Here is a 22016-nt window from a genome sequence, read left to right on the forward strand (position 1 = left end):
GGCGCTGCTTCGGAAAACGCGATCCAGTCCCGGGCCGGTGCGGCGATACATTGATCCGGCGGCGTTGCCAGACAGCGCCGGCCAGCCCGCCATGCACCGTGGCGCCCCGCCGCCCCGGGCCCCGCCCGGGCCGCCATGGCTGCCCCTCGTCTTCACCCGAACAGGACCGACCGACCATGCAAGCCTTCACGACAACCACCGCCCTCCTGCCATCGCGCCGGCGCCTTGCCGCATCCGCCCTGGCGCTGGCCGCCGCCACGCTGGCCTGCGGCGCGGCCTGGTCCCAGTCCACCGTGAAGCTGGGCTTCATCGGCCCCGTCAGCGGCGGCAACGCACAGCAGGGCCTGGGCGCGAAGAACGGCTTCCTGCTGGCCATCGACCAGTGGAATGCCACGGCCGGCGTGCCGTTCAAGGTGGAGGGCGTGGTGCTGGACGATGCCTCCGACCCGCAGACCGGCGTGTCCGCCGCGCTCAAGCTGGTCAACGACCGCGACGTGGTGGGCGCCATAGGCCACTGGAACAGCCCCGTGGCCCTGGCCACGCTGCCGGTGTTCAACCGCGTGCAGATGCCCTTCATCGTCTGGGGCGCCATCGGCCCCAAGATCACCGACCAGAACTTCGCCAACACCACGCGCGTGACGCCCACCCTGGTCAACGAGAACAAGCCGCTGGCCGCCTGGGCCGCCACGGGCCTGGGCGCAAGAAAGATCGCCATCATTGCCGACACCAGCGACTACGGGCGCGCCAACCTGGCCTCGTTCGGCAGCTTCTACAAGGCAGAAAAAGGCAGCGTGGTGGCCGAGGAAAGCTACCCCGTGGGCACCACGGATTTCCGCTCCATCCTCACCAAGATCAAGAGCCTGAACCCCGACGCGGTCTACTTCGGCGGCGTGATCACCGAGGCCGGCATCGTGCGCAAGCAGATGGCCGAGCTGGGCATGAAGCAGCCCATGCTGGGCATCAGCGGCATCTTCGATCCGCAGCTCATCCAGATCGCCGGCCCGGCCGCGGACGGCACCATCGTCGGCACGCCCAAATCGCAGACCAACCCCCGGCTGGACGCCATGAGCCGCGCCTATGCCGCCAAGGGCTATGCCGACTCCGAGAGCCCGTACACCAAGTACGCCTACGACGCCACCGGCATCCTTTTGCAATCGCTCAAGACGGCAGGCACCAAGGACCGGCAGGCCGTGGCCAAGGCCATCCGCGCCATACGCTACGACGGCGTGACCGGTACCGTGACCTTTGATGCCAACGGCCAGACGCAGGTGCCCGTGGAGCTGCAACTGCACGAGGTCAAAGACGGCAAGTGGGCCAGCCGCTGATGATCAGGACAGGCAGCCAGTACCGCGACTCCATCCGCGATGGCCGGCGGGTCTGGATGAACGGCGAGCGCGTCAACGACGTGACCACCCACCCCATGTTCAAGCCGCTGGTGGACATCCGTGCACGCATGTACGACCTGCAGCACGAGGCCGCGCTGCGCGACGCGCTCACCTACGACGAAGGCGACGGCGAGCGCCACCCCATCGCCCACAAGCTGCCGCTGACGCGCCAGGACTGGTGGGACAAGCGCCGCGCCACCGATCTGCTGCTGGAGGACATGGGCGGCGTGGTCATGCGCGTGGGCGACGAGAGCGTGGGCGAGATGTGGTCGCTGTTCGACGGCCAGGACGTGCTCAACGAGCTGGACCCGCGCTTTTCCGCCAACATCCGCACCCACATCCGCCGCGTGGTGCGTGGCGACCTGTTCCACGTATCGGCCAACACCGACCCCAAGGGCGACCGCTCGCGCCTGCCGCAGGACCAGGACCCCGACGTGCTGCTGCACGTGGTCAAGGAGACCGATGCAGGCGTCATCGTGCGCGGCGCCAAGTACGAGACCGCTGCCGCCTATGCCAACCAGGCCTTCACCAAGCCGGGGCTGGCGCACTGGGGCGACGCGGCGCAGTCCGAATACGCCATAGGCTTCATCTGCGACCTGGGCGCGCCCGGCCTGCGCTTCATCTGCCGCCCGGGCCTGGCCGCCCGCGCATCGGCCCAGGACCACCCGCTGAGCCATCGCTTCGACGAAGTGGACGCCATCGTGGTCTTCGACGACGTGCTGGTTCCCTGGGAGAACGTGCTGTTCTACCGCCACACCCGGGCCGCCCATTTCCTGCGCGAGACACTGCACCGCTACTCGGCCTTCACCTTCCTGCAGCGCAGCCTGAAGCTGGCCGACATGCTGATAGGCACGGCCCTGCACAACGCGCGCCAGACCGGCGTGGAGAAGCTGCAGGCCGTGCAGGACAGGCTGGCCGGCCTGGCCTGCTACCGCGAAGGCATCAACGCCCACCTCACGGCCGCCATCGCGCTGGCCGAGCGCAGCCCGGCCGGGCTGATGATGCCCAACCAGTCGCTGCTGTTCACGGGAAGGTCGCTGGCCACCGGCCAGCTGCACCACATGATGAACACCGTGCGCGAGCTGTGCGGCGGCCAGGTCTGCCTGACGCCGGACCACGCCAGCTTCGAGAACGAGGAAACCGGCCCCTGGCTGCGCAAGTTCTACACCCTCGGCCCGCAATGGCAGGCCGACGACCGCCGCAGGCTGCTGGCCTATGCGCGCGACCTGCTCGACTCCGACCACGCCGGCCACCGGCTCAGCTTCCAGCTGTTTGCGCAATGCCCGCCCTACGCCCAGACGGCGGCCGTGTACCGGCATTTCAACTGGGATGCGCCGCTGGACTTCGTGGGCAAGTCCGCCGGTCTGACGGACCGCGTGAAGGCCACGCAGGCGCCGGCCCAGGGCGACGGTGCGGTGGCGCAATGGTTTCGCAATCACAACGCCAGCGACTGAAGGCTGCCGGGGCCCGACCGCCGCACAATGCAGGCGTCTTGCGGGAAGGGCCTCTTGCAGCGCGGTCCGCCGCTTGGTCAACTACGCGGCGGATCACCCTGGCCGCCCTCCCCCTCTCCACCTCTTGCACACCGTGCTGACACGACTGACCTTCAGACAATTGGAATACTGCGTGGCAGCGGGCGAGTTCGGCAGCATTGCCGAGGCCGCCAACCGCATCCACGTCTCACCCTCGTCCATCTCATCGGCCATCACCCAGGTGGAGGCCGAGCTGCAGGTGCCGCTGTTCGTGCGCCACCATGCGCAAGGCCTGTCCGTCACGCCCGCAGGCGCCGAAGTCCTGCGGGAGATCCGCAGCCTGCTCGACCAGGCCATGGCCTTGTACGACGTGGCCAGCAGCGCGCAAAGCCAGGTGCGCGGCCCCGTGCGCGTGGGCTGCTTCACCACGCTGGCGGCCATGGTCGCCCCCGAGCTGTGCCAGGGATTCGCGCGCGCCCACCCCAAGGCCACGGTCACGCAGATCGAGGACCACCAGGAAGGCCTGATCCACAAGCTGCGCACCGCGCAGATCGATGTCGCCATCACCTACGACCTGCTGGTGGCCGAATCGGACATCTGCTTCGAGCCCCTGGCCCAGCTGCCGCCCATGGTCATCGTCAGCGAACTCAATCCGCTGGCCAACCACCGCTCCACCACGCTGGAGGCGCTGGCCCAGCTGCCCATGGTCCTGCTGGACCTGCCCCTGAGCCGTGAATACTTCATGTCGCTGTTCCGCGAAGCCGGCGTCTCGCCCCTGATCGCGGCCCGCAGCGCCAGCCCCGACGTGGTGCGCTCCCTGGTCGCCAACGACGTGGGCTACTCCCTGGTCAACGTGCGCCCGCGCAACTCCCATGCGCTGGACGGCAAGAAGATCGTCAACCTGCACCTGAACGGCAACCACCGCCCCATGAAACTGGGCCTGGCCTGGGCCCGCGAACAAAAGCCCCGCCATGTGGTGGAAGCCTTCATGCACCGCTGCCGCAGCTTCATCTCCAATGAATACATTCCGGGCATGACGGCGCCTGGGCGCGGGGAGGCGAACTGAGCGGCGCGCAGACCGAATCAGGGAGCCCGTCAGGCCGTGCTCTTGCGCACCTCGTATTGCAGCACCGCCATGCCCTCGCCAATCTGCCGCACGGATAACAAACGCAGCACCGGATGCAGCACCCGGCGCGGAAACAGCGGCTTGCCCCGGCCCAGCGTGGCCGAGCCCACGCTCAGGATCATCTCGTCCAGCAGGCCCGCGTCGTAGAACTGCCCCGCCAGGTCTCCGCCCCCCATGATCCAGAGATTGCCCCCGCCGGCCGCAGCCTGCATCTGCGCATGCACGGCACGCACATCACCGCTGACGAACCGGATATCGGCACCCGGGATACCAGGCAGCGTGCGGCTGGAAAACACCCAGGCAGGCTGCGTATAGGGCCACGCCGCCCCGGTTTCCCTGGCCACCGCGTCCGCGTGGCGCAGCATCCATTCGTAGGTGGCGGACCCCATGGCCAGCGCGCCCACGCCGGCAATGAACTCCGGGTAGCCCGTGGCCTGCATGTCGCCCAGCGGGAACAGCCAGTCCAGGGAGTCGTCCTCCGTGGCCAGGAATCCGTCGAGTGAGGTGGCGGCGAAGTATTGGGTCTTCATGGGGGAGATGGTAGCCAGGCAGGCGCTGCACGGCCATCCGCCCGGGTGTTGTGCGGGCCGCGCCTGGACCTCATCGTCAAATTTCTTTTGAAGCCGCCTTCAGTCTTGCGGGTCTTTTTCAATTGAAACGCCCAGGTCAACATCGCTCCATGCCCAGACGACTTGCGAACCGGGTTTCCGCCACCGCCCCAACACCTCTACAGCTCCGCCAAGGAACCGCATGACCACCGCCTCCACGCCCCTGTTTCGCCCCCTGCAGCTCGGCCCGCTCAGCCTGCCCAACCGCATGGTGATGGCCCCCATGACGCGCAGCCGCACCAGCCAGCCAGGCGACGTGCCCAATGCATTGATGGCCACCTACTACGCACAACGCGCCAGCGCCGGCCTGATCATCTCGGAAGCCACCCAGATCTCCCGCCAGGGCCAAGGCTACAGCTTCACCCCCGGCATCTATTCAGAGGCGCAGGTGGACGGTTGGCGCCGCGTCACGGACGCGGTGCACGCCGCCGGCGGGCGCATGGTGCTGCAGCTGTGGCACGTTGGCCGCATGTCGCATGCCAGCTTTCACCCCGATGGCCTGCCGGTCGCGCCTTCGGCGCTGTCGCCCCAAGCGCAGGTCTGGGTGGTCGGCGACGACGGTGTCGGCCGCATGGTCGACTGCCCCGTGCCGCGCGCACTGAGCGCACAGGACATCCAGGACGTGATCGGCGACTTCCGCAGGGGCGCGGCCAATGCGATGCGTGCCGGTTTCGATGGCGTGGAAATCCACGGCGGCAACGGCTACCTGATAGATCAGTTCCTGCGCACCACCTCCAACCACCGCACCGACGCCTACGGCGGCGGCATCGCCCAGCGCACGCGCTTCGCCGAAGAGGTCGCGGCCGCCGTGGCGGGCGAGGTCGGGGCCGAGCGCACCGGCATCCGCCTGGCGCCCTTCATCACGCAGCGCAACATGAACTGCCCGCAGATCATCGAGACCATCCTGCATCTGGCCAGCAGGCTCGACGAAATCGGCCTGGCCTACATCCACCTGTCGGAAGCCGATTGGGACGATGCGCCCGAGATTCCGCAAGACTTCCGCCACGCGCTGCGCCGCGCCTACCAGGGCAAGGTGATCGTTGCGGGCAAGTACGACGCGGAGCGCGCCCAAGCCATCCTGCACGAGGGCCTGGCAGACCTCGTCGCCTTCGGCCGCCCCTTCATTGCCAACCCGGACCTGCCGGCGCGCTACGCCGCCCAGGCGCCGCTGGCCGCATTCGATCCCAAGGCCCTGTTTGGCGGCGACGCACGCGGCTACTCGGACTACGCAGCCCTCGCCACCGCCTGAAGCCCTCCCTGCTCTCCCCTCTTCCTCAACCTTTGAAAGCACGACCATGAAAGCCGTTGGATACCAGAAGCCCCAGGCCATCAGCCAACCCGAATCGCTGATCGACATCACCCTGCCCGATCCCGTGGCCACCGGCCGCGACCTGCTGGTCGAAGTCAGGGCCGTGTCCGTCAATCCGGTGGACACCAAGGTGCGCGCCAGCGGCGCGCCCGCCGAGGGGCAAACGCACAAGGTGCTGGGCTGGGATGCCAGCGGCATCGTCAAGGCCGTGGGCCCCGAAGTCACGCTGTTCAAGCCGGGCGACCGCGTCTGGTACGCCGGCTCCATTGCGCGCCCTGGCACGAACAGCGAACTGCACCTGGTGGACGAGCGCATCGTGGGCCACGCGCCCAAGTCGCTGGACTTTGCACAGGCGGCGGCCCTGCCCCTGACCGCCATCACCGCGTGGGAGATGCTGTTCGACCGCCTGGGCATCGCGCCGGGCAAGCACCCCAGCCACAAGACGCTGCTCATCATCGGCGCCTCCGGCGGCGTGGGCTCCATCCTCACGCAGCTGGCCACGCGGCTGACCAGCCTTACCGTCATCGGCACCGCATCGCGGCCCGAGACGCAGGCCTGGGTCAAGGAGCTCGGCGCCCACCACGTGATCGATCACAGCCAGCCGATTGCCGACGAACTCAAGCGCATCGGCTTTCCCACGGTGGACCACATCGTGAGCCTCACGCAGACCGACCTGCACTTCGCACAGATCGTCGAGGCGATCGCGCCCCAGGGAAAATTCGGCCTGATCGACGATCCCGCGTCGCTGGACATCACCAAGCTCAAGCGCAAGTCGGTGTCGGTGCACTGGGAATTGATGTTCACCCGCGCCCTGTTCGGCACCGACGACATGATCGGCCAGCACCGCCTGCTCAACGAGGTTGCCGCACTGGTCGATGCCGGCCTGATCCGCACCACGCTGGCCGAGCGCTTCGGCAGCATCAACGCCGACAACCTCAAGCGCGCCCATGCCCTGATCGAGTCGGGCAAGGCGCGCGGCAAGGTGGTGCTGGAGAACTGGGGCTGAGCCATGAAGACAGAGACCATTTTCAACCTGGCCATCCTCGAGGCGAAGGCCGGCCAGCAAGACCAACTGCGCGACGCCCTGCGCGCGCTGGTGCCATTCACCCGGCAAGAGGCCGGATGCCTGGACTACACGCTGTTCGAACTGGCGGACACCCCCGGCACCTTCTACATGCGGGAGTCATTCAGGGACCAGGCAGCGCTGGATGCGCACTTCAGCATGCCGTACTTCAAGGCGTTCGAGAAACGCTTCGACGAACTGCTGGCACGCCCCCTGCAACTGGTGGGCCTGAAGGAAGTGCCCTGACGGGCGGTACGGGCCTGGGCGGAACGGACCCGGCCGACGACTAGCGCGCGGCTGCAACGCGCCGCCCCCACGCTGGCGGCAGCGTGGGGGTTGCCGCCGACAGCTGGTCCCATACGTACTGGGCGGCAAAGCCGTGGTGACGGCTGCGCGAGCGCACCAGGCAGGCTTGCCGGCCCAGATTTCTTTCGGCCAACGGGACTGCGTCCTGCACGTCCAGGCTCATTGCCGCGGCACCGTTGAGCAGCGCGACCATGCCGTTTTCACGGGCGGCATGCACCAGGTCCTCCAGCGTATCGGACTCCAGATGCACGCCCGGCTTCAGCCCCTGCGCCGCAAAGGCGTTGTCGAGTTGGCGGCGCATGGCGTATTCGCTTGGCAGCAAGGCCAGGGGGTGGTTCGCGACCTCGCTGAGCTCCAGCAGGCGTCGCCGCCGGCGGGGCTTCAATCCCACGGCCACCACCGGCTCGTCGAAGCAGGCCAGGATCTCCAGATCGGCATGCGGCTCCGGATCGAAGCTGACGGCGAGATCGAAATCGCCACGCAACACGCCCTCCACCAAGGCCTGTGCGGTGCGCCTGCGCAGTGCGATCGCCAGCTGCGGCCACTGCGCCTGGGCCCTGCGCACCACGGGCAGTACCCAGCATCCCGCGTAGGACTGCACCAGGCCGATGCGCACCAGGCCCGCCACGGTGCTCGCACGCGCCTGCACGTCGCGCAGCGCCGCCTGCAGCTCACTGAGGCAGGCCGACACCCGGCGGTCGAGCTCATGTCCGGAGGCAGTGGCTACGGCGCGCCCGCTCGCACGGTCGAACAGCTGCACGTCCAGGGTCGATTCCAGCAAGGCGATCTGCTCCGACAGCGCCGCCTGCGAGATCGAGGCATCGCGCGATGCCGCACTGAAGCTGTGCGCCCGCATCGCCGACACGAAGTAGCGCAACTGGCGCAATGAGACGAGATCGAGGGGGTCGCGGCTGCGTGCGGACATGGCCATCGGATTATCCGATAGGCGCGGCCAGAAAATGCGAATTGCGAAGAAACAAGGGCCTGCCGACACTACGGCCACGAGACAACTCTGGTCACGAGAGCACCGATGAAACGACGCAACTTCCTTCAGTACGCCAGCACGGCGACGGCCATTTCAGCCTTGGGCGCAAGCCCCTCGGCGCGCGCGCAGGCATTCCCTTCCAAGCCCATCCGCATCATCTGCCCCTATCCGGCAGGTGCGACCACCGATGCCGTCTCCCGCCTGATGGCGAATGCCTTGCAGTCGGACAGCGGCAGCACGGTGATCGTCGACAACCGCAGCGGTGCGGGCGGCAACATCGGCACGGAGGCGGCAGCACGCGCCGAGGCCGACGGCTACACGCTGCTGCTGGGCGCACTCGGCCCCATGGCCGCGAACCCGGCGCTGTACTCCAGGCTCAACTTCGATCCGGCCAAGGACTTCACACCGCTGGCATGGGCCGCCTCGGTGCCGTTGATCTGGGCCGTGCATCCCTCCTTCCCGGCGACCACGGCCAAGGAGGCGCTCGAATGGCTGCGCAAGAACCCGGGCAAGTTCTCCTACGCATCCGCCGGCAACGGCACGCCGCAGCACCTGGCGGGAGAACTCGTCAAGCGCCAGACCGGCACCTCGATCCTGCACATTCCCTACCGCGGCTCCGCGCCTGCACTCAACGACGTGCTGGGCGGCACGGTGCAGATGGTGTTCGAAGCCACGCCGGCCATCCTGCAGCATGTGCAAAGCGGGCGCCTCAAGGCGCTGGCCGTGACGTCCGCCAGGCGCATTCCCGCGCTGCCCGGCGTGCCCACGCTCAAGGAATCCGGCGTGGACGCCGAGATCAGCGGCTGGTACGGCTTTCTCGCGCCCGCCGCGACCCCGGCCGACCGCAAGGCCTGGCTGGTCAAGCACATGGGCGCGGCGCTGGCGGCCAAGGCCACGCAGGACAGGCTGGCCGAACTCGGCTCGGTGCCCATCGACAACTCGCCCCAGGCATTCGCACGCCTGCTGGACAGCGAGCGGGCACGCTGGCAGACGCTGATCCGCGAAGTCGGCATCAAGCTCGACTGAAGGCGCCGCCCCATGCCGCACATCGCCATCGAGGTATCGCCATCGTTGCTCCCGTCGATCCAGTGGGAGCCGGTCCTGCACGCCATGCACCTTGCGCTGGCCGAGCGCGGATGGGCACGGCTCGCGGACCTGAAGTCGCGCGTGGCCCCCATCGCCGTCGGACTGTGCGGCGACGACCCCCACGCGCAGCAACTGATCGCCACCCTGACGCTGACCAACCCGCGCCCGCCGCAGATGTGCTCGGCCATGGCCGAGGCCGTGTTCGAGCATCTCTCGCGCGCCGTCGACGCGCACCCGGAGTCAGCGGCGTGGGTGCAGTGCTGCGTGTTCCTGCAGGAGCACCCGAAGTCGCACTACCTCAAGCGGCAATGGAACGCGCCGCAGTCCGCTCCCCCAATTCCATGACAACGGGAAAAGCGCCATGTGTTGCGGCTGGCCGCTGGCCGCTAGCCGCTGATCGCGCGCTGCCGGCTCAGGCCGCCAGGCCTGCGGCCAGCTGCCGCACGGTCCGGGCATTGGCGCCCTTGCCGGTGATGGCCACCGCTGGAGGGTGGGCCAGCATGCGCTCGAAGACCTTGCGCACTTCCTCGGCCCCGATGCCATCGATCATCGCCAGCGTTTCGGCCACGGACGTCACGCTGCCATGGGCAAAGAGGTCCTCGACAGCCCGCTCCATGGTGGCGTAGGTCCGCTCACCCGCACGCACCCGCGAGACCGCCAGCTGGTTCTTGGCCCGCTCCAGATGCACGGGGTCGATGCCGGCAGCCTGGGCGCGCAGCAGGCCGCCTGTCGCAGCCACCAGCGCTTCGAGCTTGTCCGGCGTCGTGACGGCATGCACGATGAAATTGGCCCACACGTCACCGCCCTCCATCGCCGCATAGGCCGTATAGGCCAGTCCGAGCCGTTCACGCACGGTATCGACCAGGGGCGACGACATCCCCTCGCCCAGCAGATGGGCCGCCAGCGAGGCCACGAGACGCGCACGCTGCGGGTGCTCGCCCTGCAGCTGCTCGAACACCAGGGGATAGGCCAGGTTCACGAACACCTGGGACACCTGCGTGAAGCGTTGCGCCAGGGCCTGCCCCACATACTTTGCGGGCTGAGGGGGCAGCGCCACAGCGGGATCGGCCGACGCAGGCATGCCGGCGAACAGCTGCGCCGCCTGCTCCAGCCAGGCCGGCACATCGAAGTTTCCGGCCGCGACGACGACGGTCTTTTCTCCCACGTAATGGGTTTGCACATGGCGCACCAGATCCTGCCGGGTGAAGCCTTCGATATTGGCCACCGTGCCGATCACCGGCATGCCCATGGGGTCGTCGCCCCAGATGGCGCGGTCCAGCAGATCGCCGGCGCTGTCCTCCGGGTCCTCTTCGTACTCGATGGCCTCCTGCCGGATCACCTGCAGCTCCCTTTGCAGCTCATGCTCGGGAAACACGCTGTTCAGCACGATGTCCGCAATCATTCCCAGCAAGGCCTGCGCATGCCAGCCCAGGCCGGTCATGAAATAGCCGGTGATGTCCTTGCCGGTGAAGGCGTTGACCTCCGCGCCCAGCCGCTCCGCATCCAGGTTGATCTCCTGCACGGAACGCGTGTGCGTGCCTTTGAACGCCATGTGTTCCAGCACATGGCTGATCCCGTTGCTGGTGGAGGTCTCGTCGCGGGAGCCCACGCGCAGGAACACGCCCACGCTGACGCTCTGCAAGTGCGGCATGGGCAGCGCCAGCAGCCGGACTCCGTTCGCAAGAGTGCGCAAGGCCATGGCAGGCCGCTCCAGTTCGGTTGCCGCCAGGGGCTTTTCTTGAATCATGGGCTATTGTCGTCGCGCTCCAGAGGATGCGCAGGGCAGCCCTCTTCAGCCCTCTTTCATGTGCCTGTGATCAAAGCTGCGGGGAGCTCTGGCCCGGCCGACCTGCGCGTTAGCCCACCAGGCGCCGGAACGACGCCCGAAAATCGATGGGCTCCAGGTGCAGCTGGTCCGCCAGCGGCCCGTTCAGGATGTAGAGCCTTGGTTCCTCCCGGAACTGAAAAACCCGGTAGAGATGGAAGGCATCCCCGGCCTCTGCTGCGAAATCCAGTTCGTTGCGGCTGATGATGAAGGACGAGGCATGCCCGCCATTGGTGGTCTTGACCTCGATGAAGCGATGCTCGCCGGGCCGCTCATGCGAGAGGATGTCGTAGCCGCTCCCGTCGCCGAGCCGGTCAGACACCCAGTCCAGCTGCTGGAAAAGCTCCGGATACCCGGCATGGACAAGTCGCCGCTGCTCGAATCCGATGACCCACTGCTCTCCGGCACGGCCAAGATGCCGGTTGGCTTCATCCCGCTGGGCCCAGTTCGTCTTGCGTGGAAATCTGACCTTGGCGCCGTCTTTCGCTAACTGCGCCACTGTCTCCAGCGCAGGCGGTTCAACCAGGCAGGCATGAAAACTCTGCTCAGCAGACGTCTTGACCTCCTCCATCGCATCCACCACACGGGAAACCAGGCCCGGCTGATTCAGGACGAACTGCTGCACCGCCTGACGCAACAGAAGCTGAGCGTTGCTCCGGGGCTTGTAGCCGCGGATGAAGGGCAGCTCCAGGTCATGCAGGACGGCGCTGATGTTCTGGAACTTCAGCTCCACCGATCCCTTGCTGCGCTCACGCAGCCGCTGGCGCAACTGCGCATTGAATTCGGTCTTGGTGTAGCGCTGCTGCTCGGCCTCCAGCAAAAGCATCTCGAAATATGACGCGACCGTGGCCTGCACCTCATCGAAGGTCCAGTCTTCACCAATGCGCACGACATCGAAGCCCAGATGCTGCAATCGAGGAACGACGGTGGCCTCTCCACCGGAGAAATCAGTCGGCTTGAGCGGTCCCTCCTGCGGGAACTGATGGCCGAACGCAGCTCCGACGATGGCCTTGGAGTCGCATAGCTGCCCGGTTCTTGCATTGCGAACCAAGAAATCGCGCGATTTTCCAAATCCGTATCGCTTCAGGAATGCCGTCCGACCAAGACGTGAAAACTCGTCCAACGCCGCCTGAACGGCCGCAGGACTTTGAAGGCGAGAGATTTCAACAGCCATCAGCGTTTGGGAGAAGTATCTTCATGCGGAATCAATACCCACGGGCTAGGTCCGCAGCAGCACACAGCAAATTGCAAAGAAATAGTACTTTACGTTACAAACGCATGCTTGGTCTGGTAGCAGCCATGTCTTTCATGGGGAACACTGGACTCCGTTTGTCTGCGCGCAAGTGCTTGCACCTGGCCTGGGAATCAGGCGGCTAGTTCTTACATCCAAGCCTCGCCCAGGTTCAGAATTTTCCTAGGCGCAGCGATACTTCAGGTCTCTGAGTCCTAAGAACTGGAGAATAGGTAACAATCCGTTCCGAAAGGGTCTGGATGTGGACAAAAGTCTGATTGACGTGACGGGCGCGGTACACGCGCTGAGGCAGTTTGCGCAAGAGCGGGAGTGGCAACAATTCCATTCACCCAAGAATCTGGTCATGGCTCTCTCGGGCGAGGTGGGCGAGTTGACCGAAATATTCCAATGGATGACCGAGGCCGACTCTCATTCGGCCGCCTCGAATCCTAAAACCGCCTCGGCGGTACGCGACGAACTGGCCGATGTCGCCCTGTACCTCATCCGCTTGGCGGATGTGCTGGACGTGGACCTCAACGCAGCCATCGCCAGCAAGCTGGCTTCCAACGCCGCCAAATACCCTGTCGAGGCGTCGCGCGGCGTCAGCACCAAATACGACCAGCTGCCTGAGCCATGATCGTTTATCAGGCCGAGAAGACACAATTCCTGCTCGACTACGACGAACGCGATATTGAAGACGTCATCTACGCGAAGTACCAGGCAGCGACTCACCGCAAAGTAGCCAAGGCGGAGATCCGATCATGGCGCGAGTCGCTGGGCTACATTGCCCGCCTTCTGCGTGACCCGGAAATCGCACCCGACATCGGGGTCGCTGTCGAATTCATCCTGCCGCAATCGTCAAAACGCATCGATGTCATTCTTGCCGGACATGCCGACGACGGCTCTCGACGGCTGGTGGTGGTCGAACTCAAGCAATGGTCATCGGTCGGCGCCACCGACCGCGATGCCATCGTGCTTTTGCGCGGTGGAATGCGCCCTGACCAGGCGCGCATTCACCCCAGCTACCAGGCGTGGTCGTACACGGCATTTCTGGAGGGGTTCAACGAGGCCATCTATGACGGCGGGCTGCAGCTGAAGCCTTGCGCCTACCTGCACAACTATGCCGCCGATGGCATCATCGACTCCCCCCAGTACCAGCCCTATATCGAGCGGGCACCTTTGTTCCTGAAAGGCGATGAAGACCGCAAGAAACTCCGCGAGTTCATCAAACAGCACATCCGGCATGGCCGAGGCCGCCAGGTGCTGTTCGATCTTGAACGAGGAAGGATGCGACCATCCAAAGCGCTGGCGGATGTGGTCGGCAAGCTGCTGAAGGGCAACAGCGAGTTCGCGCTAATCGACGACCAGAAGGAAGTGTTCGAGGCTGCGAAGGCGGCATGCCGCCAGGCCAGCGCCAGCGGCAGGCCTCGCGTCTTGATCATTGAGGGCGGTCCTGGAACCGGCAAGTCGGTGATCGCCGTCAACCTGCTTGCGGCTCTGCGCGAAGGCTTGACCGTCAAATACATTTCCAAGAACGCTGCCCCACGCGCTGTCTATAGCGACAAGCTGATACAGACGCGCGACAACTCACATCTGGTCAATCTTTTCGGCGGATCAGGCTCCTTCACGGAAACCGTGCAGGATGCCTTTGATGTCTTGGTCGTGGACGAAGCACATCGCCTAACCGAAAAAAGCGGCTTCTATGGGAATCTGGGCACCCATCAGGTCAAGGAGCTGATAGAAGCTGCCAAGTGCAGCATCTTTTTCATCGACGAAGACCAGCGCGTGACTCTCAAGGATGTAGGTTCCAAGGAGATCATCCGCAAGTTTGCAGCCGAGCGGAATGCTGAGGTAGAGGAATATTCGCTGACTTCCCAATTTCGGTGCGCCGGCTCCGACGGCTATCTGGCCTGGGTAGACCATACGTTGCAGATCCGAACTACCGCCAACCCTAGCCTTGCAGATATTCCGTTTGACTTTCAGGTGTTTGACGACCCCTCGGATCTGCACAAGGCCATCGAGACGAAGAACGCCAACAACCGGGCACGCGTTGTGGCTGGTTACTGCTGGCCATGGAACAGCAAGAAGAATCCCAAGCTTATGGACGTAGTCATCGGAGACTACGAGCGCCAATGGAATCTGGACCAGGACGGCAGCCTCTGGATCGTGGCACCGAACTCTGTGGCACAGGTCGGCTGCATACACACCTGCCAGGGGCTGGAAGTGGACTATGTGGGAGTCATCATCGGGCCAGACCTGGCCATCATGGGCGACACGCTGGTGGCAGTGCCCCGAGCCAGGGACAGACATGACAAGACCATGAAGGGATTCGTGAAGATGACTAAGGAGCAGCCTGCCGAGGCCGCACGGCTGGCGGACAGCATCATCAAGAACACCTATCGCACCTTGATGACCCGTGGCATGAAGGGGTGCTATGTGTATGCCACGGACGCGAAGCTGAGGGCATACCTGCGCGAGCATTCGGCTATTCCAGCATCCCACTGAACAACGGCGGGCGGGCAGAAAAAAGCCCGCAGTGCCGCGGGCTTGATTCGGAAATACGGCCGGACGACCCCGGCCGTTTCCTATTGCGCAATCATTCCCACTCGATTATCTATAGTCACAAAACCATGTTAAATATCAATGACTTACAATACGGCAACCAACTAATGCCATGAATAATGCCATGCTCAGATCAAGAGGATGAACACTGCCTTCGCTGTTGACGGGCAATGGCCTGCTCCAGAGTCTCCCCAGGCTGCCATCCGTACAGGTCGCGGACGCTCTTCGTTCTGGCATGGCCGGGAGGCTTGAACTCGTAGCCGGCAGCAGCCATCTCGGCGGCCATGTCCTCGGTGATGAAGAACGGTTCGTTTTCTTCGTTCAGTTTCATGCTGACACCATAGCGACGTTCTAAAAACCAGAAGTCTATCCACCTCCCTCCCAGCCGATCAGTCAAGGGGTCGCCTCAGAAAACGGAAAATAAAGCACGCTAAGCCGGTTGCAGCGGTCGTAGCGGCCTGAACTTGCCCGCGCCGATCTTGGCGCTGCTGCGCCAGAGGTAATCGCCGGTGAGGTTGATGTGCTCCCAACCGAGCGGCGACAGGTACTGCAACAGCGCGTCATCAACGGCATGGCCGTTGCCACGCAGCGCGTGCGCAGCCCGTTCCAGATAGACCGTGTTCCACAACACGACGGCAGCCGTTACCAGATTGAGGCCGCTAGCCCGGTAGGGGTCTCCTCGTTTTCAGTGCAATAAGTGACGGTACGAAAAGCTAGCACTGGCGCGGAGGTGGTGTTGGTAGATCGTTGATTTCATTGACTTTCCTGTTCACTTTCAAATCTGCGATTCGTGGCGTCAAACCGTGGTCGGTTTCATCCATTGGTGCCAGTTATCGATGCATTTGGCCGCGAAGGCAGGATTTGGTCAGCATAGCGGTCAACCGGGAAGCGAAACACACCCCGCAAGTTGATGCTCTCCAGCCTGGTGGGCGCAATCTTCCCGATCAGTTCCGGTGGAATGACCTGGCGGCGGTTCGACCAGCGATCCAGGACCGCCTGCATCTGTGAGGTATTCCACGCCATCACGATGTTGGCCATCAGGCTCAACGCATCGGCCACAGCCTGCATTTCATCGACACGTTTGGCCTGCGCCGGGCTGATCCGGCCGGTATAAATGGCGCGCTTGAGGGCGTTAACAGCCTCGCCCCGATTGAGCACCCGGCGCAACTCGTTCCTGAAAGCGTCCTTGACAAAGTAGTCAGCCAAAAACGCCGTACGCAGCAACCGCCCCAATTGCACGCCAGCCTCATAGATTGGATCGCCCTGGGCGGCAGAACCGAACCGCGCAAGAGCTGCCACCGCACTGGCATGTCCGCTCATGACCGAGGCTGCCAGGTGCACCAGACTATCCCAATGCTTTTCGATCAAAGCGACGTCGACATTGGCTTCGCACACCGCAGCGATTTCTGCGGGCACTTTGGTGCCGCGTGGCACAAAGAGGTGGCGCTGTTTGAGTTCCTTCAACCGCGGGCAAAGATCAAAACCAAGCAAACGGGCATGTGACATGGCAAAGTCGGTGTAGCCATGGGTATCCACAGCAAGCTGGCTGGTCTCCAGCTTTTCTTGGCGGATGACACCTTCAATGGCCACGCCCGCCTGGCGCTCATTGAGCACAAAGGGCTGCGCATGGAAGATGCCCCACCGGTCTTTTACATGGGAGTAGATTCCAATGGAAGGTGTGTTGCGCCGAGGATCAAGCCGGGCTTGCCACACCCGTTTGGTGGTCTCCATGGTCATCATGTCAGAAGATGCCAAATCGGACCGCCCCCAGGTGGCGGCAATCGGGTGTCGCTGCATGAATTCCAGCACAGCCTGGCAGGCCTGGCTCAGACGCCGTTCGTCCCGCGCCCAGCGCATGGCCTGGCGAATGCTGGTGGCAGACAATTGCGGAATCATGCGCGCGCATTCGACCGCAGTCAGACTGGTGCCGTGGGCCATGATGCCGGCATAGACCATCAGCAGCTCGTCGGTAGAGCGCGGCTCACGTCCGAGCATGATCCAGCTAAAGCGCACCTGGGCGTCAACGGCCAGAATCACTTCCGGCAATTGAACCTCACCGATGCGGTGATCCAAAGCCGCGCGCAGCTTGGTCACTTCTGGGTCTTCGTCCTCTGCGGGCAATGGCGACAAATGGAGTTCATCATCCACGCGCAGTACGCCACTGCGGGCTGCAGCGGCCACCGCATCGACACCGGCAGTTACTCTGGCCAGCAAAGGCTTCAAGAAAGTGGCAGCCTTGCTGGGTAACGATAGACGGGCATAGTGTTTCTTGGACTCTGCCTGCCAACGCTCGTCCGTGAAGAACAAGCGCGCACGACCCCGAAAGCTCAGGCTGTGCTCAATCCAGACCGAGCCATTGCGCACCGCGCGGCGCAGGGCAAACAGGGTGGCCACCTCCAACGCCTGAAACGCCCGTTCCCGGTCTGGGCTGGAGATCGAAACCTGCCAGATCATTCCCAGACTTGGTGCCACCACTTCAACTGGCAGCTTTCTGGATCCTTTGAGATATAAAGCTTGCAGCTTGGCAAGGTACTCGATGGCAGGATGCTCGCCGGTGGCCTGCCAGGGCAGCTTTGCAATGGCGACGAGCAACGACCGCACGGGGCGAATTCCATCAATCAATCCCTCGCGGACCAGGGAGGCCCTGCTCGGTGGTTTGCGTTTCTGGGTTTCGGTGATCAAGGCTTCAAGACGGGCACGCAACTCAGCATCTGGCACCGCACCTTGCGCGCTCAAGGCAACAAGTTCGCCGAGCAGCGTTTTGTACATTGCGGCCCAATTGACGGTAGCGGGGACATCGGCGGCAGCCTGACGCCACAGATCGGCGATCCGGCGCTGCACCATAAGGATCAACTGGTCTGTGGTGGTGAACAGGCAATACCGAAGAAAGCATGCGACCTCCACGGTGCGCGCTGGCTCTTTGATCTTGGCTCCGGCTGAGGGCGGCCTGGAGACAAGTCGGCGCGCGTAGCGGCGCAAGATGAGATCGGGGATGTCTGCCAGGTGCTTATGAACGTCCAGCGTGTAAAGCAGGTCGATGCGCTCCAGTACCTCGCTGATTTGGCGGGTTGAGTGTTTCGCCGGTGCAGCCCATAGCCAACTCTGCTGGGTTTGTCCATCTGGGCGCAGCTCTGAAACTGAGGCTCGCCAGCGATCAAGTGTTGCTGGATCAACGCTGGCGGCGATGGCGGTGCCTGTTTCAACTTCAAGCTGGGCAAGTGCCGCCGCAATCAGTGTCCGAATTGCCCGCTCGTGCACGATCACCAGCTTGTTCTTGTACAGCCATTGACGCGCCCGCACGAGTAGCTGATCGCGGTCGGCGCAGCGCGCCACTTCGTCGCGCAGTTCACGTACCAGTGAGCGGCGCTGGTGCTCGCTCATCCACTGGAATCCAAGGACCGTGCAGGCTACTTGTTGGTGATCGAATAGCGTGCGCCCGCGTTCATACATGGCTCTCAGCGAGGCGACTTCTGGTGCTGCAATGCCAAGCTCGTTGCCAAGGTGGCGCCACAAGGCTACTGGAATTACCCGAAAGGCACCGAGCAAACGCCCACTCATGCGCAGGAAACCAATATGGAGCGCCAGACCAAGCTTGTGGGAATCACCTCGGCGTGCATTGATTGCGTCGCGCTCGGCACCATCGAAGGTGAAAAATGCCTTCATCTCGAAGTCGCTGATATCGCGGGGGAGCCCACGCATCCCCAAAAACGTTGTGTGCCAACCCTGCATCGTGAACCTCAAAAGTGGGAGGCCACCATACCCGTTTACAAAGCGAACAGGAAAGTCAATGAAATCAACGGTCTACCCAGACCACCCCCGCGCCAGTGCTAGCTTTGCGTACCGTCACTTATTGCACTGAAAACGAGGAGACCCCTCGATACGCTCAATACCAAGGGGTTTCTCGTTTCCGAGGGCGAACCCCAGCGTTTCCGGCTCGGCCCGGCAGTCGCTCAGATGGCTCATGCCTGGTCCGCAGGCATGAGCTACGAAACCGTTGCCCAACCCATGATGCGCCGCCTGTGGGAGAAAACCCGCGAGACCATTTCCCTGCACGTACATGAGGGTGCTTTCAGGATATGTGTTGCCGAACTTCCCAGCACGCAGCCTCTGAGCTTCAAGCGGGGCGTAGGTTATCGCGAGAAGCTCGTGCGGGGCGCCAGTGGTCGCTCGATCCTGGCATGGCTGAACGTGAGCAAGCAAGACCTTAGCGCTTATGGCGCGGAAAACGCCGCCGAAGCTAAGCGGTGCACCGAACAGCTCAAGCAGATTCGCCTCGAAGGCTACGCCACCAGTCGCGATGAGCTGATTGAGGGCGCTGTCGCTATTGCTGCGCCGTTCTTCGACAGCAGCGGCCGCGTGGTGGGATCGCTAGGGCTATTCGGTCCCAGCGCAAGACTCGACGAAGAGGTTGTGCAGGGCTATGCCGCGCTGTTAAGGGAAGAGGCTGCACAGCTTTCGGCGGCATTGGGATTCAAGAATTGTCAGGTCCCGGATGATTGCGCACGTTCTTGACGAATAAATCAGGTGCTTTCATCTTCCATTTTTTGAGTGCTTGAACTGGGGCTTCGTGTCCCAGTGCCTTTTGCGGTAAGTGGTGGTTATACAGCCAGACAAACCTGTGCAGCGTCTTCTCCAAATCCTCTGCGCTGTTGAAGTGGTGCGAGCGCAGTACTTGATTCAGGCGACCATTGAAGCGCTCGACCATGCCGTTGGTTTTTGGCGTCCTGGGCTTGGTGAGCCGATGTTCTATCCCCAGTGCTTGGCATAGCTGGACGAATTCGTGCTCGCCTGTGGGCTGGCGAGTGCGACTGCCAAACAAGCGGTCTGTGAACTCTTTGCCGTTGTCGGTGAGGATGGTGTGAATCCTAAATGCTGCAGCTTTGCGGACGGCGGCCAAGAAGGCTTTGGCGGACGCTGCCGTCTTGTGTTGCTTGATATCAATGAACACCCAGCGTGTGGCCCGATCAATGGCAACAAAGACATAGCGGCGCTTGTCCTCATCTTGCATCTGGGGCAGGTACTTCACATCTACATGCACATAGCCAGGCTCATACGCCTTGAAGGGTTTGTGCTCGCTCTCAGGCTTGGGCTTGCCCGGTCCGATCAGGAACAACTGCACGCCCCGCGCATGCGCCCGACATCGGAAGGACGGCGCAAACCCGAGCCTCAGCCGCTGCGCTAGGCAAAGACATGGTGGCGCATTACATCCCTTGCGGATACAACTTTTTTTCCAACTCATTGCGAGCGCGCTTCAGCGGCATCAAAAAAGTCTCTTTGAACTCGCTCATGCTGAGTCTCTCTGCTCTAACTGCAATGCTCATGGCAGCAATTGTGTTGCCTTGAGGGTCGCGCACTGGCGCCGCCATGGAGCGCACACCCAGCTCCAACTCTCCATCGCTGCATGACCATCCGGATTGCCGGCAAGTATCAAGCAGACCCAGCAACTCCTCCAAGTCAGTCACTGTCTGATGGGTCAGAGCCATCCGCTCAATCATCTCCAGCCTTGCACGCGCCTCCTGCTGGGGGAGTCCTGACAACAGCACCCGACCAATCGCAGAACAGTACACCGGCAACCTAGATCCTATTCCTAGGCCCGTGCTCAAGCTGCGCCGTGCGGTCGAACGGCCAATGATGATGGCATCGTCTTCCAACAAAGTACCAAGCGAAGCGGACTCTCTGGTGCGCTCCGACAGTGCGTCCAGTAGCGGCTGGGCCAACGCAGGCATGGGGCGCGATGACAGAAATGAATAGGCGATCAGCAGCGACTTGGGCTGCATCCAGAACAGCTTCCCGTCACTCTCTAGATAGCCAAGCTGTACCAGCGTGCTGAGTGAACGTCTGGCCGATGCTGGTGTGGACTGCGTGAGCCTGGCCACTTCCGACAGCGTGAGCCGGGTATGCCGACGGTCAAAGCAAGTCAGTACCCCCAATCCCTTGCGCAGCGATTCCACAAAGTTCTTGTCCTGCATAGCGATCAAATCAAGGTGTTTTCAACATTTTTGCGCATAGCGCAAAAACAGGTTTAACACAAAGTACGACATCCCCATACTGCAGTTCCCCACACAAGAAGGAGACAAGATGCGCAACGCATCCATTCGCAGACGCGAAGCATTGATCGGCATTGCCGCTGCGGTCGCTGCAACAGGTAGCCTGGCTCAGTCAAATCAACCTCTCAAGATCGTCGTGCCTTTCTCAGCGGGAGGTACCGCCGATGTACTGCCGCGCCTAGTAGCCGAAAAAATCCGCGCGGACTACGCAGGTGGCGTGATCATTGAAAATAAGCCCGGGGCTGGTGGAAACATCGGTGCCGATCTAGTGTTCCGGGCACCGCCGGACGGAATGACTGTGCTGGCCTCCCCTCCGGGGCCCATCGCCATCAACCACAACCTCTATCAGAAGCTCAGCTTTGACCCGACTCGCTGGGTACCGGTGACGATTTTGGCCACAGTGCCCAACGCCCTGGTCATCAACCCGAAGCTGCCTGTTAAGTCACTTGGCGAGTTCATTGCATACGCCAAAGCCAATCCCAAAAAAGTGACTGTGGCGACGCAAGGCGACGGCTCCACATCTCACCTGACTGCTGCCATGTTTATGCAGCTGACTGGCACTGAACTGACTGTCATCCCTTACAAGGGAACAGCCCCGGCACTGATTGACCTGATCGGTGGCAATGTGGATGTGTTTTTCGACAACATCAGCTCGTCGGCCACCTACCACCAGGCCGGCAAGGTGCGCATTCTGGCCGTTGCCGACGAGCAGCGGTCTCAAATATTGCCCCAGGTCCCCACTTTCGCCGAGCAGCAATGGCCCGCCATGCAAGCCTTGACTTTCTTTTCTGTTGTGGCTCCCCCAGGCACGAGTGCAGAAATCGCACAGAGGCTTCAGAAGCAGATGGCCCAGGCTCTGTCATCAAATGACATCCGCAAGCACTTTCTGGAACAGGGTGCCGTGCCCTGCGGTTGGGATCCCACCAAGACTGCTCAGTTCATCCGCCAGGAAACCGAGAAGTGGAAGAAGGTGCTGAAGGCCGCCAACGTCAAGCTCTAACCCTTAGGAAT

Annotated in this window: 19 protein-coding genes and 2 pseudogenes; 12 read left to right on the forward strand and 9 right to left on the reverse strand. The window is 63.1% G+C overall.

The window, feature by feature from the left end; genetic code table 11:
- Nucleotides 1-176 precede the first annotated feature (176 nt).
- From G4D77_RS03390 to G4D77_RS03400, 3 genes are all read left to right on the forward strand, one after another.
- Entirely contained in the window at nt 177-1325 is a 1149-nt protein-coding gene (locus G4D77_RS03390; RefSeq protein WP_013802993.1) for a branched-chain amino acid ABC transporter substrate-binding protein, read from the forward strand.
- Nucleotides 1325-2839: a 4-hydroxyphenylacetate 3-hydroxylase family protein gene (locus G4D77_RS03395; RefSeq protein ID WP_154834634.1), complete on the forward strand. Its 1515-nt coding sequence runs from the start codon at nt 1325-1327 to the stop codon at nt 2837-2839. Before G4D77_RS03390 ends, G4D77_RS03395 begins: the two co-directional genes overlap by 1 nt.
- Before the next feature lie 133 nt (nt 2840-2972).
- Nucleotides 2973-3923: a LysR family transcriptional regulator gene (locus tag G4D77_RS03400; RefSeq protein WP_016448205.1), complete on the forward strand. Its 951-nt coding sequence runs from the start codon at nt 2973-2975 to the stop codon at nt 3921-3923.
- A 29-nt stretch (nt 3924-3952) separates the two neighbouring features.
- On the opposite strand, the gene G4D77_RS03405 is transcribed toward G4D77_RS03400, so the two are convergent.
- Nucleotides 3953-4513 (reverse strand): dihydrofolate reductase family protein, encoded by a 561-nt coding sequence (locus G4D77_RS03405; RefSeq protein ID WP_154834635.1) that lies wholly within the window; start codon nt 4511-4513, stop codon nt 3953-3955.
- Nucleotides 4514-4733: 220 nt separating this feature from the next.
- Between G4D77_RS03405 and G4D77_RS03410 the strand changes: the two genes are divergently transcribed.
- The 3 genes from G4D77_RS03410 to G4D77_RS03420 are packed head-to-tail and all read left to right on the forward strand — an operon-like array spanning nt 4734 to nt 7209.
- Nucleotides 4734-5840 carry an alkene reductase gene (locus tag G4D77_RS03410; RefSeq protein ID WP_154834636.1) on the forward strand — a complete coding sequence of 369 codons (1107 nt, stop codon included), beginning with the start codon at nt 4734-4736 and terminating at the stop codon, nt 5838-5840.
- Nucleotides 5841-5886: 46 nt separating this feature from the next.
- Nucleotides 5887-6906, forward strand: a complete 1020-nt coding sequence (locus G4D77_RS03415) for a zinc-binding alcohol dehydrogenase family protein (protein WP_012204864.1) — start codon at nt 5887-5889, stop codon at nt 6904-6906.
- A 3-nt stretch (nt 6907-6909) separates the two neighbouring features.
- On the forward strand, nt 6910-7209 hold the full coding sequence (locus G4D77_RS03420) for a putative quinol monooxygenase (protein ID WP_012204863.1): 300 nt from the start codon (nt 6910-6912) through the stop codon (nt 7207-7209).
- A gap of 40 nt (nt 7210-7249) precedes the next feature.
- Here G4D77_RS03420 and G4D77_RS03425 read toward each other — a convergent pair whose 3' ends face one another.
- Nucleotides 7250-8194 (reverse strand): LysR family transcriptional regulator, encoded by a 945-nt coding sequence (locus G4D77_RS03425; RefSeq protein ID WP_227740785.1) that lies wholly within the window; start codon nt 8192-8194, stop codon nt 7250-7252.
- Nucleotides 8195-8299: 105 nt separating this feature from the next.
- On the opposite strand from G4D77_RS03425, the gene G4D77_RS03430 reads away from it, so the two are divergent.
- Both G4D77_RS03430 and G4D77_RS03435 read left to right on the forward strand, forming a co-directional pair.
- Nucleotides 8300-9280, forward strand: coding sequence for a Bug family tripartite tricarboxylate transporter substrate binding protein (locus tag G4D77_RS03430; RefSeq protein WP_154834638.1), 981 nt, complete (start codon nt 8300-8302; stop codon nt 9278-9280).
- A gap of 12 nt (nt 9281-9292) precedes the next feature.
- Nucleotides 9293-9685, forward strand: coding sequence for a 5-carboxymethyl-2-hydroxymuconate Delta-isomerase (locus G4D77_RS03435; protein WP_154834639.1), 393 nt, complete (start codon nt 9293-9295; stop codon nt 9683-9685).
- 67 nt (nt 9686-9752) lie between these two features.
- Here G4D77_RS03435 and G4D77_RS03440 read toward each other — a convergent pair whose 3' ends face one another.
- Together G4D77_RS03440 and G4D77_RS03445 are read right to left on the reverse strand one after the other, a co-directional pair.
- Nucleotides 9753-11039: a M16 family metallopeptidase gene (locus G4D77_RS03440; protein WP_154836385.1), complete on the reverse strand. Its 1287-nt coding sequence runs from the start codon at nt 11037-11039 to the stop codon at nt 9753-9755.
- A 157-nt stretch (nt 11040-11196) separates the two neighbouring features.
- Nucleotides 11197-12339 (reverse strand): protein NO VEIN domain-containing protein, encoded by a 1143-nt coding sequence (locus G4D77_RS03445; protein WP_016448214.1) that lies wholly within the window; start codon nt 12337-12339, stop codon nt 11197-11199.
- 319 nt (nt 12340-12658) lie between these two features.
- Here G4D77_RS03445 and G4D77_RS03450 point away from each other — a divergent pair, with 319 nt between their 5' ends.
- Complete coding sequence (locus G4D77_RS03450; protein WP_016448215.1) at nt 12659-13033, forward strand: nucleotide pyrophosphohydrolase; 375 nt, start codon at nt 12659-12661, stop codon at nt 13031-13033.
- A complete protein-coding gene (locus G4D77_RS03455; protein WP_154834640.1) occupies nt 13030-14901 on the forward strand; it encodes a DUF2075 domain-containing protein in 1872 nt (623 codons plus the stop codon). Before G4D77_RS03450 ends, G4D77_RS03455 begins: the two co-directional genes overlap by 4 nt.
- Nucleotides 14902-15091: 190 nt before the next feature.
- Here the strand turns inward: G4D77_RS03455 and G4D77_RS03460 are convergent, their stop codons facing one another.
- The 3 genes and pseudogenes from G4D77_RS03460 to G4D77_RS03470 form a co-directional block, all read right to left on the reverse strand.
- On the reverse strand, nt 15092-15289 hold the full coding sequence (locus G4D77_RS03460) for a hypothetical protein (protein WP_063570105.1): 198 nt from the start codon (nt 15287-15289) through the stop codon (nt 15092-15094).
- A gap of 99 nt (nt 15290-15388) precedes the next feature.
- Nucleotides 15389-15628: pseudogene (locus tag G4D77_RS03465) on the reverse strand (Tn3 family transposase); the annotation flags it as partial.
- 143 nt (nt 15629-15771) lie between these two features.
- Nucleotides 15772-18687, reverse strand: a complete 2916-nt coding sequence (locus G4D77_RS03470; RefSeq protein ID WP_003158660.1) for a Tn3-like element IS1071 family transposase — start codon at nt 18685-18687, stop codon at nt 15772-15774.
- A 249-nt stretch (nt 18688-18936) separates the two neighbouring features.
- Between G4D77_RS03470 and G4D77_RS03475 the strand changes: the two genes are divergently transcribed.
- Nucleotides 18937-19470 carry an IclR family transcriptional regulator gene (locus G4D77_RS03475; RefSeq protein WP_242608422.1) on the forward strand — a complete coding sequence of 178 codons (534 nt, stop codon included), beginning with the start codon at nt 18937-18939 and terminating at the stop codon, nt 19468-19470.
- Here the strand turns inward: G4D77_RS03475 and G4D77_RS03480 are convergent.
- Both G4D77_RS03480 and G4D77_RS03485 read right to left on the reverse strand, forming a co-directional pair.
- Nucleotides 19430-20044, reverse strand: a pseudogene (locus G4D77_RS03480) (DDE-type integrase/transposase/recombinase); the annotation flags it as partial. The gene G4D77_RS03475 and the pseudogene G4D77_RS03480 sit on opposite strands and share 41 nt — an antisense overlap.
- Before the next feature lie 115 nt (nt 20045-20159).
- Nucleotides 20160-20927: an IclR family transcriptional regulator domain-containing protein gene (locus G4D77_RS03485; protein WP_034369210.1), complete on the reverse strand. Its 768-nt coding sequence runs from the start codon at nt 20925-20927 to the stop codon at nt 20160-20162.
- 109 nt (nt 20928-21036) lie between these two features.
- Here G4D77_RS03485 and G4D77_RS03490 point away from each other — a divergent pair, with 109 nt between their 5' ends.
- The gene (locus tag G4D77_RS03490) at nt 21037-22005 is read left to right on the forward strand and encodes a Bug family tripartite tricarboxylate transporter substrate binding protein (RefSeq protein WP_034369207.1); all 969 of its coding nucleotides are present in this window, start codon (nt 21037-21039) and stop codon (nt 22003-22005) included.
- Nucleotides 22006-22016 lie beyond the last annotated feature (11 nt).

This window comes from Delftia sp. WY8 (assembly GCF_018437695.1).
Lineage (GTDB): Bacteria > Pseudomonadota > Gammaproteobacteria > Burkholderiales > Burkholderiaceae_C > Comamonas > Comamonas tsuruhatensis.

Excerpts from the sequence above, each read along its gene's own strand:
- G4D77_RS03390 (WP_013802993.1), top strand. The coding sequence starts at position 177 with ATGCAAGCCTTCACGACAACCACCGCCCTCCTGCCATCGCGCCGGCGC.
- G4D77_RS03395 (WP_154834634.1), top strand. The coding sequence starts at position 1,325 with ATGATCAGGACAGGCAGCCAGTACCGCGACTCCATCCGCGATGGCCGG.
- G4D77_RS03405 (WP_154834635.1), bottom strand. The coding sequence starts at position 4,513 with ATGAAGACCCAATACTTCGCCGCCACCTCACTCGACGGATTCCTGGCC.
- G4D77_RS03410 (WP_154834636.1), top strand. The coding sequence starts at position 4,734 with ATGACCACCGCCTCCACGCCCCTGTTTCGCCCCCTGCAGCTCGGCCCG.
- G4D77_RS03415 (WP_012204864.1), top strand. The coding sequence starts at position 5,887 with ATGAAAGCCGTTGGATACCAGAAGCCCCAGGCCATCAGCCAACCCGAA.
- G4D77_RS03420 (WP_012204863.1), top strand. The coding sequence starts at position 6,910 with ATGAAGACAGAGACCATTTTCAACCTGGCCATCCTCGAGGCGAAGGCC.
- G4D77_RS03425 (WP_227740785.1), bottom strand. The coding sequence starts at position 8,194 with ATGTCCGCACGCAGCCGCGACCCCCTCGATCTCGTCTCATTGCGCCAG.
- G4D77_RS03430 (WP_154834638.1), top strand. The coding sequence starts at position 8,300 with ATGAAACGACGCAACTTCCTTCAGTACGCCAGCACGGCGACGGCCATT.
- G4D77_RS03435 (WP_154834639.1), top strand. The coding sequence starts at position 9,293 with ATGCCGCACATCGCCATCGAGGTATCGCCATCGTTGCTCCCGTCGATC.
- G4D77_RS03440 (WP_154836385.1), bottom strand. The coding sequence starts at position 11,039 with ATGGCCTTGCGCACTCTTGCGAACGGAGTCCGGCTGCTGGCGCTGCCC.
- G4D77_RS03445 (WP_016448214.1), bottom strand. The coding sequence starts at position 12,339 with ATGGCTGTTGAAATCTCTCGCCTTCAAAGTCCTGCGGCCGTTCAGGCG.
- G4D77_RS03455 (WP_154834640.1), top strand. The coding sequence starts at position 13,030 with ATGATCGTTTATCAGGCCGAGAAGACACAATTCCTGCTCGACTACGAC.
- G4D77_RS03460 (WP_063570105.1), bottom strand. The coding sequence starts at position 15,289 with ATGAAACTGAACGAAGAAAACGAACCGTTCTTCATCACCGAGGACATG.
- G4D77_RS03470 (WP_003158660.1), bottom strand. The coding sequence starts at position 18,687 with ATGCAGGGTTGGCACACAACGTTTTTGGGGATGCGTGGGCTCCCCCGC.
- G4D77_RS03475 (WP_242608422.1), top strand. The coding sequence starts at position 18,937 with ATGAGCTACGAAACCGTTGCCCAACCCATGATGCGCCGCCTGTGGGAG.
- G4D77_RS03485 (WP_034369210.1), bottom strand. The coding sequence starts at position 20,927 with ATGCAGGACAAGAACTTTGTGGAATCGCTGCGCAAGGGATTGGGGGTA.
- G4D77_RS03490 (WP_034369207.1), top strand. The coding sequence starts at position 21,037 with ATGCGCAACGCATCCATTCGCAGACGCGAAGCATTGATCGGCATTGCC.